Annotated in this window: 10 protein-coding genes; 3 read left to right on the forward strand and 7 right to left on the reverse strand. The window is 66.8% G+C overall.

The window, feature by feature from the left end:
- Positions 1-51 precede the first annotated feature (51 nt).
- The 4 genes from WS54_RS25525 to WS54_RS25540 all read right to left on the reverse strand — a co-directional run bounded on the left by WS54_RS25525 (position 52) and on the right by WS54_RS25540 (position 7,455).
- The gene (locus WS54_RS25525) at positions 52-738 is read right to left on the reverse strand and encodes an ankyrin repeat domain-containing protein (RefSeq protein WP_236872774.1); all 687 of its coding nucleotides are present in this window, start codon (positions 736-738) and stop codon (positions 52-54) included.
- Between the two features lie 95 nt (positions 739-833).
- Positions 834-3,833 carry a type VI secretion system Vgr family protein gene (locus WS54_RS25530; RefSeq protein ID WP_034208089.1) on the reverse strand — a complete coding sequence of 1,000 codons (3,000 nt, stop codon included), beginning with the start codon at positions 3,831-3,833 and terminating at the stop codon, positions 834-836.
- Positions 3,834-4,337: 504 nt separating this feature from the next.
- On the reverse strand, positions 4,338-5,675 hold the full coding sequence (locus tag WS54_RS25535) for an ABC transporter ATP-binding protein (protein ID WP_034208090.1): 1,338 nt from the start codon (positions 5,673-5,675) through the stop codon (positions 4,338-4,340).
- A gap of 22 nt (positions 5,676-5,697) precedes the next feature.
- Positions 5,698-7,455, reverse strand: a complete 1,758-nt coding sequence (locus tag WS54_RS25540) for an ABC transporter permease (RefSeq protein ID WP_059504874.1) — start codon at positions 7,453-7,455, stop codon at positions 5,698-5,700.
- A gap of 509 nt (positions 7,456-7,964) precedes the next feature.
- Here WS54_RS25540 and WS54_RS25545 point away from each other — a divergent pair.
- Complete coding sequence (locus WS54_RS25545) at positions 7,965-8,231, forward strand: double-stranded DNA-specific endonuclease (RefSeq protein ID WP_011545926.1); 267 nt, start codon at positions 7,965-7,967, stop codon at positions 8,229-8,231.
- 42 nt (positions 8,232-8,273) lie between these two features.
- Here the strand turns inward: WS54_RS25545 and WS54_RS25550 are convergent, their stop codons facing one another.
- Both WS54_RS25550 and WS54_RS25555 read right to left on the reverse strand, forming a co-directional pair.
- Positions 8,274-9,593, reverse strand: a complete 1,320-nt coding sequence (locus tag WS54_RS25550; RefSeq protein WP_059504872.1) for an ATP-binding protein — start codon at positions 9,591-9,593, stop codon at positions 8,274-8,276.
- A complete protein-coding gene (locus tag WS54_RS25555) occupies positions 9,577-10,302 on the reverse strand; it encodes a response regulator (protein ID WP_006493394.1) in 726 nt (241 codons plus the stop codon). The genes WS54_RS25550 and WS54_RS25555 overlap by 17 nt, the downstream gene beginning before the upstream one ends.
- A gap of 224 nt (positions 10,303-10,526) precedes the next feature.
- On the opposite strand from WS54_RS25555, the gene WS54_RS25560 reads away from it, so the two are divergent.
- The gene (locus tag WS54_RS25560; protein ID WP_059782332.1) at positions 10,527-11,081 is read left to right on the forward strand and encodes a periplasmic heavy metal sensor; all 555 of its coding nucleotides are present in this window, start codon (positions 10,527-10,529) and stop codon (positions 11,079-11,081) included.
- A gap of 69 nt (positions 11,082-11,150) precedes the next feature.
- Here the strand turns inward: WS54_RS25560 and WS54_RS25565 are convergent, their stop codons facing one another.
- Positions 11,151-11,861, reverse strand: coding sequence for a pirin family protein (locus WS54_RS25565; protein WP_059782330.1), 711 nt, complete (start codon positions 11,859-11,861; stop codon positions 11,151-11,153).
- Positions 11,862-12,225: 364 nt separating this feature from the next.
- Here WS54_RS25565 and WS54_RS25570 point away from each other — a divergent pair, with 364 nt between their 5' ends.
- A complete protein-coding gene (locus tag WS54_RS25570; RefSeq protein ID WP_059782352.1) occupies positions 12,226-13,008 on the forward strand; it encodes an ABC transporter substrate-binding protein in 783 nt (260 codons plus the stop codon).
- The last annotated feature ends 226 nt before the right edge of the window (positions 13,009-13,234 follow it).

Genomic DNA, 13,234 nt, shown 5'->3' on the forward strand with positions numbered 1-13,234 from the left:
ACTGTTCGCCGGCGGCGCACGCGCCGCCGGCACATCCGTCAGGCGGCGGCGTTACCGCACGCCGGCCGCGACCAGGCGCTTGTGAATGGCTTCGATGCGACCCAGTTGCGGCGAGCCTTTCGGCGTCTGTTGCAGTTCGTCGCCGAGGACTTTCGCGTACGCGAGACCGTTGTCGTTCTTCACCGACGGATCGGCGCCATGCTCGAGCAGATAATCGACGACGTCCCACTGCCGCAGGCGCGTCGCTTCGTAGAGCGCGGTTTCCTTCATCGAGTCCCGCAGATTGACGTTCGCCTTGTGCTCGACCAGCACGCGCATGTGCGGCAGCAGCGAATCCTTGCAGGTCGCGAAGAGCAGCGGCGTATCGCCGTCGTACTTGAGATCCGGGTTCATGCCGCCGGCCAGCAACGCCCGCAGCAGGTTCGGCGTGTCGGCACGCGCGGCCAGATATGCGACGTTCGCGCCATTCTCGCCGAACGGCTGTTCAGGCCTGGCGCCGTCCCGGACCAGTTCGCTGACGATCTGAAGGCGCACGTTGCCGGCGTCCGTCTTCACCGGCACGGCTTCCTGCACCGCGAACGACAGCAGGCTGGCCTTCTTGTTGCCCAGCGCGGTGAGATCGGTATGCGTCGCAAGCGCCTTGACCCGCTCCAGATTGCCGTCGCGAATGGCACGCGCCAGCTCGAGTTGCTGCCCCGTGAAAAAATCTTCGGGCGGGTAACGTTTGAAGTCTGCCATTTTCGTTTCCTGTGCATGAGTCGGCCACCAGAACGGCGACGACAAACCGATGACCGCGACAACCGCGCCCGCGGCGATGACCTTGTTGTATTTCATCAATGTCCCTGCAGTTGACTCAGCAGCGACGATTGCTGCTCGGCGACGGTCGTATTCAGCCCGCTCGTCACCTGGCCCATCATGTGCCGCTGGACCGTCGTCACGCTGGTGCCCGGAATGGTGATCTGCTCGCCGACCGCCTTGGGCATCAGGAGCGACGTCACATCGCTGATCGGGCCCAGCCCGCCCTCCTGCGAGCCCGTCAGGATGTCGCCGTCGACGCGATAATTCGCGATCGACGACGCGCGCGGCGTGGCCCCGTATAGCGGCAGCGTTTCAGGATTGAGGCCCGCCGCGTTGAAGGTCGTCGCGCCGGCGCCGCTCGCCTGCGACGCCGCCGCCGCCAACCCGCCGCCCAGCGAATGACCGGTAAGGTCGAGGCCGCCCGCATTGCCGGAGCCGTAGATCTTCTTGCCGAGGGTCACGGCGCGATCGTAGTACGGCGAATTGTCGCCGAGCCCCTGGCTGAGGTTGTTCGACCAGTCCTCCTTGACCGTCGGCTGCGTGCCCTTGAAGGCGAGCGTCGGCTTCATGCTGTCGCCGAACACAGCCGGATCGGGCGCATAGACTTGCGCACCGAAATTGCTGCCGGGAATCTGCAGGTCCTGCGGCCGCATGCCGAATTTCTTCAACGCTTCCGGATCGTTCGACACGTTCTTCCATCCCGGCGGCGCCGTGCCCGGCGTGTACACCGCCTCCGCGAGCTTGGCCAGTTGCTGCGCCTTCACCGTCGCCTGAAGCTTGCGTGCGGCGGCCTGCACTTTCGGATCGGCCGACGCGAGACCCGCCGCGATGATCGCCTGCTGATTGGCCCACTCGATCGCCATCGCCTGCTCGGGCGTCACGAACAGACCCTGGTTTAGGTGGATCACCGGGCCATCGAGGAAAATGCCGCTCTGATTGATCAGGATGCTCGACGCGCCGTGAGACAGCTTGATGCTGTCCGGCTTCAGCGTCACGACGCTCGCGCCGACCCGGTGCTCGATCTCGTCCGTCGCCTGATAGCTCTGCTTGCCCGGCCCGGCGTCGCCCGCGAGCGCCTGCACGCCGACGGTGTTGGCCGTCGTGAAGCGCGCCTTCGCGATCTTTTCCGACAGGCTGCCTTGCGCGACATGCTTGTTCTCGTCGCCTTTCAGCACCGACACGTTCCGCGCGCCGGATTCGACCGTGTGCGATTCGCTGTCCTTGACGATCGTCTTCATGTCCTTCTGCGCATGCAGAAAGACTTCCTGGGCGCCGTTCACGTCAGAGAACCGCAGTTCGTTGAAGCCTTCGCCCTTGTGCGTCTGGCTGCGCATCCCCATCGTCTGGCCGCCGCTGCCGTGATACGGGTTGCCCGATTCGCCGTTGAACACGCGGCCGACGACGATCGGGTTGTCCGGATCGCCCTGATTGAACGAGACGAGCACCTCCTGGCCGATTCGCGGGATCGCCGAGCCGCCCCAGCCCTTGCCTGCCCACGGTTGCGACACGCGCACCCACATCGAATCCGAACCGTCGAGCTTGCCGCGCCGGTCCCACATGAAATGCAGCTTGACGCGGCTGCCGTCAGTGTGAATTTCCTCGCCCTTCGGCCCGACCACGATCGCGGACTGCGTGCCCTGCATGTGCGGCTTGGGCGTACGCCGTTCCGGCCTGAACGGAATGTCGATCGGCAGGCACGTAAACGTGTTGTGGTACGGCAGTTTCGAGGTCTGCTGGGTATAGTCGTTCGCCACCTGGTGACGCACGCGCAGGATCACGAAATCCTTGTTGTTGTATGCGGACGTGTCGTGATTGACCAGCGTGAAGCGCCCGCTCGTCGTCATCCCGTGCGCATGACCGGCGCCGTTGAAACGATGCGCGAGCGCTTCTTCCGCTTCCATCGCGTAGCACGCGTAACGCTGCCCGTCGTCGCCGTGGTCATACAGCGAATGGAACTGGTAGCGCTCGGTCGTCTGGATGTTGGGATGCTTCAGATTGACGGTCGGCACCTCGACGTGCATCAACTGCGACGACGGCTGGTTGTAGTTGAAATCCCGGTACGTGATCTTGCCGACCCGGAAACTGAACGCCTCGTCCCATCGGTCGATGCCGTTCTGCTCGCTGGCGGCGCTGTTGGCCTGGTACGGAATGGTCTTCAGGTTCGGAATCGGCTGGAACACCGCGTTGGTGTCGCCGATCACGAGGATGTGTTTATCCTGTTCGTAGCGGATCGTCCAGATCAGCCCTTCCTGCTCCATCAGGCGCGAGCAGAAACTGTAGTACGACTCGTCGTACATGACGATGTATTCGAGCTTCGGACGTTCGCCCTGCATCGCGAACGCGAAATCCGAAAAGCCCATCTCGCGGAAAATGTCGCTCAGGATGTCCTGCGGCGTCTGGTTCTGGAAGATCCGGCAATCGGTCGAGCGCGTGAGAAACCAGAACCACGGCACGACCGACATTTCGTAGCGGGTCACCGAACCGGATTTTCCGACGCGGCCGAACGACGCGACGTAACCGTCGAAATATCGCTTCGTCTCGGTATCCGCCGCCGACGTCACGACGCGCGTCAGGCTGAAATTGCGGCTCTGCGGCTCGAGCGTGAGCTTGACCCGCTGCCCGACGATTTCCTGGGGCTCGATATTGTTGCGGTGGGAAAGCAGGTCGAGATGCGTTTCGGTCAGCTGATTGACGTGTTCGTCGATGACCGCCGCGCTGACCAGCAGCACGTCGGGGCCGAGCGGCGTTTCGATCGTGATGAAGCGATTGTCCTGGGTCAGGCGCGGAACCGCGCCCGTCAGGCTGTTGATGGCGTCGGCGATCGACTCCGGGGCCTTGCCCATCAGCGACAAGCCGGTTTGCGCCAGTTGCACCGCGCTCGCGGCGCCGCCCAATAGCCCCGCGCCCGGCATCCCGGTCAGCGCCCCCAGTTGGCCCGCCATGCCGGCGAGCGAACCCAGGTTGCTCAAGCCGCCGGCCAAGGCCGCACCGCCCCCTCCCATCCCGGCGGGGTTTCCGTTTGCTGCGAAACTCATTTTTAACCTCGTTCTTGTCGTCGGGCGAACCCGCCGCGATCCGGACGCTATCGCACCAACAAGGCGCTCTCAGCCACCTTGAAGGCGCCAAATATATCAAACCGTAGGGAAATTCATAACCACTTGTCAGCATCTAATATTCTGCGCCGACAACTACCCGATCGATCCCCAATATCTATCGCCGATGACGGGCGCGATCGCGCGCCGATGCAAGCGCACCGCACCAATGCGGCGGGCATTCAATGCGTGGTAACGGGGAAGACGGCGGGAGAAGTGAACGAAGCGTCGCCGTCGATGCGTGAAGCCGGGCGCGGCACTCTCGGCGAACGCCACATCCGCCGCGCCTCCGGCAGGGGCACGATCCGGCCATCAGGTGATCCATGACCCGGCGCCCGTTGCGACCGCCAGGGTCGGGCCGCAGGTCCTTGGCTCGCTGCGGCCGAATCCAGCCACAGCGAGCATCGGGACGACTCCGGCGGATGCGCCGGAATCACCCCGACCGCATCAGGACTCGACGTCCTCGAGGCTGAAGATTTCGGTCTGGTCGTTGTACGAGAAGATCTCCCCGTACCGCCCCCAGTCGATCACCGCGTCGAGCGTCTCCTCGGCCGCGCCGTCCGACAGGAAATCCTCGAGCTCCTGCTCGAAGCGCACACGCGGCGCGCGGTGGCCCGGACGCTCGTTCAGCACCTTCTTGATCCGCGCGGCGAGCGGCACGTGCTTCAGCAGGTGATCCGCGAACATCAGCTTGCGCTCCTGCGTGCCGAATTCCGCGAACACGCGCCCCGGCGGCGTCAGGAACACGTCGCCTTCGCGCACGTCCGCGAAGCCGAGGTACTGCAACACTTCCGCGATCGGAAACAGGTCGTCGACCTCCAGATGCAGCGTGCGCGCGATTTCCGGCATGTCGGCGCGACCGTGGTACGGCGCCATCGCGAGCGTCTCGATCAGGCCGGCCATCAGGTTGGTCGACACCTGCGGCAGCCAGCTGCCGAGTTCGAGCCCCTTCTTCGTCGCCTCGCCGGTCTGGCGCGCGGTCATCTTCGCGTAGATGTCGTCGACCAGCTTGCGGAACGCCGGATCGAGACGATTGCGCGGATGCTTGAACGGCACCTTGATCTCGGCGATCACGCGGCCCGGGTTCGACGACAGCACGAGAATCCGGTCGCACATGAACACCGCTTCCTCGATGTTGTGCGTGACGATCAGCACCGACTTGATCGGCATGCGGCCCTGCGTCCACAGATCGAGCAGGTCGGTACGCAGCGTTTCGGCGGTCAGCACGTCGAGCGCGGAGAACGGCTCGTCCATCAGCAGGATGGTCGGATCGACGACGAGCGCGCGCGCAAACCCGACGCGCTGGCGCATCCCGCCCGACAGCTCGCGCGGATACGCGTTCTCGAAGCCGTCGAGGCCGATCAGGTCGATCGCGGCCAGCGCGCGTTCGCGCCGCTCGCGCGCGCCGACGCCGAGCGCCTCGAGCCCGGCTTCCACGTTCTGCAGCACGGTGAGCCACGGGAACAGCGCGAAGGTCTGGAACACCATCGCGACGCCCTCGGCCGGGCCCCGCAACGGCTTGCCGAGATAGGTCACTTCGCCGTCGGTCGGCTCGATCAGGCCGGCGATGATGCGCAGCAGCGTCGACTTGCCCGAGCCCGATCGGCCGAGCAGGCCGACGATCTCGCCTTCGCGCAGCGACAGGTTCGCGTCGTCGAGCACGAGCAGCTCGCCCTGTGTCTTGTTGAAGCCGCGGCAGACGTGATCGACGCGCAGGATCTCTTCACCGAGGCGCGGCGGCTGGGACGTCTGGACGGGGGCGTTTACAGCATTCGGATTGTGCATCGCGTTTCGCTCTCAATCGGTCTCAGTCGAGCCGCAGCTTCGCTTCGGCGAAGGCATACAGCGGGCGCCACAGCAGGCGGTTGAACAAGGTGACGAACAAGGACATCACGGCGATGCCCAGGATGATCTTCGGAAAATCGCCGGCGGCGGTGGTCTGCGCGATGTAGGCGCCGAGGCCGTGCGCCTCGATCCTGGTGCTGCCCCACTGCACGGCTTCCGACACGATGCTCGCGTTCCACGCGCCGCCCGATGCGGTGATCGCGCCCGTCACGTAGTACGGGAAGATGCCGGGCAGAATCGCCTGACGCCACCACTGCCAGCCGCGAATGCGGAAGTTGGTCGCCGCTTCGCGATAGTCGTTCGGGTAGGACGTTGCGCCGGCGATCACGTTGAACAGGATATACCACTGCGTGCCGAGCACGATCAGCGGCGACAGCCAGATATCCGCGTTCAGGTGGAAGCGCGCGATCACGATCACGAACACCGGGAACAGCAGGTTCGCCGGGAACGCGGCGAGGAACTGCGCGAGCGGCTGCAGCTTCTCGGCCAGCTTCGGGCGCAGCCCGACCCACACGCCGATCGGCACCCAGATCACGGACGCGATCGAGATCAGCACGACCACGCGCAGCAGCGTGATGAGCCCGAGCACGAGCACGTGGCCGACCTCGGCCATCGTCACGCCGGTCGCGACGAAACTGACGACGCGCCATACGATATAGGCGGTGCCGATCAGCACGAGCCCCGCCCACGCGATGTCGACCGTGCGCGACGCCTTCTTCTCGACTTTCGGCAACGTGAAGCGCATCGCACCGGACAGCGGCAGGCGCAGCGGGATCCGCGCGGCCTTCGCGAAAAACCAGCCGGCCGGTACGAGCAGCTGATGGATCAGCCGCGTGCGGCGCACGAGGTCGAGCAGCCACGATTGCGGCGCGTCGCCCGACGCGGTGTTCTCCATCCGGAACTTGTCGGCCCACGCGATGAGCGGGCGGAACAGGAACTGGTCATACGCGAGGATCACGACCGTCATCGTCAGGATCACCCAGCCGATCGCGCCGAAGTTCTTGTCCGAGATCGCCTGCGCGAGATACGCGCCGATGCCCGGCAGCGTGATCGTCTGGTTGCCGACCGTGATCGCCTCCGACGCGACGACGAAGAACCAGCCGCCCGACATCGACATCATCATGTTCCAGATCAGGCCCGGCATCGAGAACGGCACTTCGAGCTTCCAGAAGCGCTGCCAGGACGTCAGGTGGAAGCCGCGCGACACTTCGTCCAGATCGCGCGGCACCGTGCGCAGCGACTGGTAGAAGCTGAACGTCATGTTCCACGCCTGGCTCGTGAAGATCGCGAAGATCGCGGCCAGCTCGGCGCCGAGCACGCGGCTCGGAAACAGCGCGAGAAAGAACGTGACCGTAAACGAGATGAAGCCGAGCACCGGCACCGACTGCAGGATGTCGAGGATCGGGATCAGCACCATGCCCGCGCGGCGGCTTTTCGCGGCGAGCGTGCCGTAGACGAGCGTAAACACGAGCGACGCGACCATCGCGGCGAGCATCCGCAGCGTGGTGCGCAGCGCATATTCGGGCAGGTTCGACGGATCGAGCGAGATCTTCTGCGTCTGCAGCACGCCGATCGGCGCCATCGTTTCGTGAAAGCCGACCACCGCCATCGCGATCAGGCAGATGATCAGCGGAAATGCGATGAAGTCCCACCGGTTCGGCAGCACGCGCCACGCGGATGCGTTGGCGGTCCGGTTCGGATTGAAGAATCCGACGTTCATCAGGCGCCCTCCCCGGTAAGGCCGATCGAAGCCGGCAGTCGATGTTGATTCATGGCAAAGCGCACGGGCGCGGTAATTCGATTGACTGGCGATCTCGTGCACGCGCGGCGCGCCGTGCACGCACGCATGCGCAGCCGCGGCCGGTCGAGCCGGGCCGCGACGGCACGACACTACACCAACCTGTATTTCAGGTACAACCGTCCCCGGACGGCGCAGGCAGCGCAGGGATCGTGCCCGGCGCGTGGGCGGATGGCGGGCGCGCGGTACGGAACGGCCTGGCCGCAATCCCGCGGCCGGCACGCAGGCCCGAATTATGCCGCGATCCGGGCCGGCCGTGAACCCGCCACCCGCACGCGGGCACAAACCGTGTCCGGCATCAGCAGCCGGAGACGACGAAGCAGGTATGATCGGGGCTAGCCCCCGGGGGTCGTTTCGGCCGTGTCGCGGCAATGCGCACGCGCTTCGTGTCGACAGGCCCCGGGGATCGACCGACGAGCGGGAGGAAGGGAATGGCAGGAAACTTGGTGATCGTCTGTCGCGATCAGGATGCCGATGCGTTCTATGAACTCATGCAGGAATACGGGTCGTTCCAGACGCGGCTGTCGTCCACGGCGTGGTACCTGAACATGAACGTCGTGCCGGAATCGCTGCAGGAGGAAATCCTGGAGCGTCTCGGCCGGTATACGACCGTCTACATCTTCGAGGCCACCACGGTGACCTACAACACGATAGACAGCAACGCGGCCGAGACGCTCGGCACGCTGTTCGGCGAATGACGCCGCGCGGCGCCTGCCCGGTGGGGCAGGCGCCGCGGCCGCTCATGCGGCCTGTGCGTGACGTTCGTCGTCCTTCGGCACGACCTCGAACGGGAACGTCATCGACACGCGCAGACCGCCTTCGGGGCGATTGCCGATGTCGCACGCGCCCCCGAGCCTGAGCACGAGCCGCTCGACGATCGCGAGCCCGAGCCCGCTGTGGCCGTTCCCGCCGCGCGCGGGATCGAGCCGCACGAACGGCCGCGTGGCGGCCGCGAGGTCGCGCGGCGCGATGCCGCCGCCGCTGTCGCTGACCGACAGCACGTAGCCGGTCGGCGTGCGCGCCGTCTCGACGAGCACGGGCGGTGCGCCGTACGCATGCGCGTTGTCCAGCAGGTTCGACAGGATCCGGTCGAGCGTCGCCGTCGGCAGCCGGAAGCCGGGATCGGCCTCCAGCCGCGTCTGGACCGTCGGCGCGTTCGGCGCGACCGCGCGGTAGCTGCGCGCGATCCGCTCGCACGCCTGGTCGACCGGCACCGGCTCGCTGCGATCGGCCCCGCCATGTGCAAATACCAGGAACTGGTCGACGATGTGCGACATCGAGTCGACGTCGCGCACGACGCCGTCGCGCAGCCGCGCGTCGTCCATCATTTCCGCCCGCAGGCGCATCCGGGCGAGCGGCGTGCGCAGGTCGTGCGCGACGCCGGCCAGCATCACCGCGCGATCGCTCTCGGCCTGCGACACCTGCTCCACCATCTGGTTGAAGCCGCGCGTGAGCTGGCGCAGCTCGCGCGGCCCGCGTTCGCGCAGCGGCGGCACCGGCTGCCCGCGGCCGAAACGCGCGACCGCGCGCGCGAGCGAGCGCAGCGGCTGCTGCAACTGCCAGGCCGCGAACAGCGCGGCGATCACGCCGGCCGAGAAGATCGTACCGAGCCACAGCAGCATCCGGTCGAGCGAGCGCGGCGGCCGCAGCGGCTGCACGGGCACCACGATCCAGTTGCGGTCGGCCGGCTCCTTCACCCACAGCACCGGCGGATGGCCGGGCGTGCCGATCTCGACCTGCGTGCCGGGCGGCATGCGGTCGCTCACGTCGTCGCGGAACCGCTTCAGCGGCGGCGGCAGCCCCGCATCGCCGCCCTTCGGCACGTCGGCGCTGTCCGGCGACACGAGCCGCACGCGCGACGGCAGCGGCTGGTCGGGCGTGCGCGCCACGTGCTGGCGCACCGCATCGACGAGGAACGCCGCCTCCTCGACCGCATAACGCGTCTGCATCTGGTTGCGCTCGAGCCGCATCGCGAAGAACCACGCGAAGTGCGACAGGAGCAGGACGCCGACGACGAGCAGCGCCAGCCGCCCGAACAGCGAATCAATGGGTTTGCGCATGGGCCTCGCCATCGGGCACGAACACGTAGCCGCGCCCGCGGACCGTCTGGATGAAGCGCGGCGTCGACGGATCCGTTTCGAGGATGCGGCGCAGGCGCCACACCTGGACGTCGATGCCGCGGTCGGTGCCGTCGTACTCGGGCCCGTGCAGCAACTCGAGCAGCCGCTCGCGCGTGAGCGTGCGCAGCGCGTGGTTCACGAAGATCTTCAGCAGCGCGAATTCGCTGCTCGACAGCGTGGCCGGCTTGCCGTCGACCGACAGCGTGCGCGCCTGGAAGTCGAGCAGGAAGCGGCCGAACGCGAACGGCTCGCGCTGCTCGGGCGCGGCCGCCGACGGCGTCGCGCGGCGGCGGCGCAACACGGCCTGCACGCGTGCGAGCAGCTCGCGCGGGTTGAACGGCTTGCCGAGGTAGTCGTCCGCGCCGAGCTCGAGCCCGACGATGCGGTCGACGTCGTCCGCCCGCGCGGTCAGCATGATCACGGGGATGTCGTCGCCGGCCGCGCGCAACTGGCGCAGCGCGGTCAGGCCGTCCACGCCCGGCATCATCAGGTCCAGCACGATCAGGTCGGGCCGTTCGCGCTCGAGGCGTTTCTCGAGCGTCGCCGCGTCGTGCAGCACGGACACTTCCATCCCCTGGCGCACGAGATAGTCGCGCAGCAGGTCTCGGAGTTCTTGGTCGTCGTCGACGATGAGGATCTGGGTAGTCATGGCTCGAAGTTTATCGCGCGAGGGCGGAGTGGAAGAACGAAACAAAGGGGCGAAAGGGTTACTGCGGGTTACCGCGCAAGGGAACTGTAATGCACGGTAACCGGGCCGCCACCCCGCGTAACACCCGTCGGGGCCCGGATCGCTAACCTGCGTCTTACCGGATGCGGTACCCGGCTTTCCCGGCACCGCATCGCCGGACCCTTTGGATACAAGGAGTTTCTGAAATGTATAAGAAGACTTCCCGCGTGGCCATCGCGGCCGCCACCGTGCTCGCTCTCGCATTCGGCACCGCGCATGCCGCGCAGCCCAACGACATGCCGCCGCCGGGCGGCCCCGGCATGCACCGGATGCATGACGGCCACGAAGGCGGCCCGTTCGGCGCGATCATGAAACTGCACGATCAGTTGAAGCTCAACGCGTCGCAGGAGCAGCAATGGCAGGCGGCCGTCAACACGATGAAGCAGAACCGTGACGCAATGCGCAAGAGCCACGAGCAGATGCGCGAGCAGTTCAAGGCGCAGCAGAACCAGCCGATCCTCGACCTGAGCGCGATGCATTCGGCACGCCAGCAGGCGGAGGCGCAGAACGCGCAACTGCGCGAGCAGACGTCCGCCGCGTGGCTCACGTTCTACAACGGGCTGAACGACTCGCAGAAGACGATGGTCAGCACGGCGCTCAAGCAGCAGTTCGCGAAGATGGAGCAGCGCCACGAGAAGATGAAGGAGCGCTGGGAGCAGCATCGCGCGGCCGCCAAGAGCGCGTCGGCGCCGGCGCAGTAAGCCGGCGGGCCGCGCCCGCAGCGGCGCGGAAGGGGAACGCAGGCACCTGCCTGCGTTCCCCTTTTCGTTTCAGGCGACGTCGAACAGCAGCACCTCGGCCGTGCGGCCGCGCGCGAACGCCACCGCGTCCACGCCGCCGATCCGCGCGCCGTCGCCGACGGCCAGCGCGCGGCCGTTGATCTCGACCTCGCCGCGCGCCACGTGCACGTAGACGCTGCGCCCGGCCGGCACGTCGAATGCGGTCGTCTCGTCGCCGTCGATCAGCCCCGCGAAGATGCGGGCGTCCGCCCGCATCGACAGCGCGCCGTCGCCGCCATCGGGCGCCGCGACGAGCCTCAACCGGCCGCGCTTCTCGTCGTCGGCGAAACGCCGTTCCTCGTAGCCGGGCCGCCCGCCCCGCTCGGCCGGCTGCAGCCAGATCTGCAACAGGTGCAGCGGCCGATCGCGCGACGCGTTGGTTTCACTATGCACGAGCCCCGTGCCGGCGCTCATCCGCTGGATGCCGCCGGCACGGACGATCGCGCCGCAGCCGAGGCTGTCGCGGTGCGCGAGCGCGCCGTCCAGCACGTAAGTGACGATCTCCACGTCGCGGCGCGGCTGCATCCCGAACCCGCGCGTCGGCGCGATCAGGTCCTCGCTCAGCACGCACAGCGCGCCGACGGGCGGACGCACCGGCGCATGGGCAGGTGCGGAGCGGCACGCGGACGAAAAACTGTGACTCGATTCGAGCCAGCCGTGGCGCGTGTGGCAGCGGTCTTCGGCGCGCAGGATCTGGAACATGGGGTGAACGCTCGGGACGCAGAGTGTCGGTTCGGGTTTACCTCCACTGTAGGGTGGGGTCGAACACGCCACAATCCGTCGCCCGCGCACCGCATCGTTGCATTCGCGCAATCAATTGCCGGAATATCCGCCCCGAATGCCACGATTGCCGCAACAGCCGAATCGAGGAATCGGTCGACCGTGCCGGATTGCCGTTTTCCGGGTATCGCGTTCGGGTAAAATACCGCCCTTTTGGCGTTCGCCGTTCCGGCAGCCGCCAACGCCAGAGCGCCGATCGGCGATTTTTGGCCGTCTAGAATACGCCGCGGCGCCCGGTCCGACCGGCCGCGAGCGCCCCCGGAAAGTCAGCAACAGAAGGATGGAAATGAAGAAGGCCGCCCTGTGCGCCGCCCTCGCCCTCGTGGCGGGCAGCGCCTTCGCGAAGGAGTGGAAGACCGTGCGGATCGGTGTCGATGCCAGCTACCCGCCGTTCGAGTCGACCGCGCCGAGCGGCGAGATCGTCGGTTTCGACGTGGATCTCACCAAGGAAATCTGCAAGCGGATCAACGTGAAATGCGTGTGGGTGGCGCAGGATCTCGACGGGATCATTCCGGCGCTGAAGGCGAAGAAGTACGACGTCATCGTGTCGTCGCTGACCGTCACGGACAAGCGTCGCGAACAGATCGACTTCTCCGACAAGGTGTACGACGCGCCCGCGCGAATGATCGCGAAGACCGGCTCGCCGCTGCTGCCGACGGTCGCGTCGCTGAAAGGCAAGCGCGTCGGCGTCGAGCAGGGCTCGACGCAGGAAACCTACGCGAAGACGTACTGGGAACCGCAGGGCGTGACGATCGTTCCTTACCAGAATCAGGATCAGGTCTATACCGATCTCGGCTCGGGCCGCCTCGACGCGACGCTGCAGGACGAGCTGCAGGCCGATTACGGCTTCCTGCGCACGCCGCGCGGCAAGGGCTTCGCGTTCGCCGGGCCGGAGGTGAAGGATCCGAAGACGATCGGCGACGGCACCGCGATCGGCCTGCGCAAGGAAGATACCGACCTGAAGCGCAAGATCAACCAGGCGCTGGCCGACATGCACAAGGACGGCACGTACGACCGGCTGTCGCACAAGTACTTCTCGTTCAGCGTCTATTCGGCGCCGGCTCGCTGAGCGCCGACGTGAAGCAGCAGCGGATGCGGGGGCGGCCCCGCGTCCGGGCAGTACAGGCAGTCAACCACGCGCCGCCCGCTCCCTTGCCCGCCGCTCGCGCGACGGGCGGGCCCGGCCCCGTTGCCGGGGCGGACGGTCATGATACGCACGGGGCGTTCCGCGCAGCTTGGCGGGCGCGTCTTTCGCGGCGCACTGCGTGCGCCCTCAGGGACCACACCAGGGACCC

This window comes from Burkholderia sp. NRF60-BP8, assembly GCF_001522585.2.
Classification (GTDB): Bacteria; Pseudomonadota; Gammaproteobacteria; order Burkholderiales; family Burkholderiaceae; genus Burkholderia.

What these genes read in the sequence shown, in the direction of transcription:
- WS54_RS25525 (WP_236872774.1), bottom strand. Translation starts at nt 738, where the DNA reads ATGGCAGACTTCAAACGTTACCCGCCCGAAGATTTTTTCACGGGGCAG.
- WS54_RS25570 (WP_059782352.1), top strand. Translation starts at nt 12,226, where the DNA reads ATGAAGAAGGCCGCCCTGTGCGCCGCCCTCGCCCTCGTGGCGGGCAGC.
- WS54_RS25535 (WP_034208090.1), bottom strand. Translation starts at nt 5,675, where the DNA reads ATGCACAATCCGAATGCTGTAAACGCCCCCGTCCAGACGTCCCAGCCG.
- WS54_RS25540 (WP_059504874.1), bottom strand. Translation starts at nt 7,455, where the DNA reads ATGAACGTCGGATTCTTCAATCCGAACCGGACCGCCAACGCATCCGCG.
- WS54_RS25530 (WP_034208089.1), bottom strand. Translation starts at nt 3,833, where the DNA reads ATGAGTTTCGCAGCAAACGGAAACCCCGCCGGGATGGGAGGGGGCGGT.
- WS54_RS25555 (WP_006493394.1), bottom strand. Translation starts at nt 10,302, where the DNA reads ATGACTACCCAGATCCTCATCGTCGACGACGACCAAGAACTCCGAGAC.
- WS54_RS25550 (WP_059504872.1), bottom strand. Translation starts at nt 9,593, where the DNA reads ATGCGCAAACCCATTGATTCGCTGTTCGGGCGGCTGGCGCTGCTCGTC.
- WS54_RS25560 (WP_059782332.1), top strand. Translation starts at nt 10,527, where the DNA reads ATGTATAAGAAGACTTCCCGCGTGGCCATCGCGGCCGCCACCGTGCTC.
- WS54_RS25565 (WP_059782330.1), bottom strand. Translation starts at nt 11,861, where the DNA reads ATGTTCCAGATCCTGCGCGCCGAAGACCGCTGCCACACGCGCCACGGC.
- WS54_RS25545 (WP_011545926.1), top strand. Translation starts at nt 7,965, where the DNA reads ATGGCAGGAAACTTGGTGATCGTCTGTCGCGATCAGGATGCCGATGCG.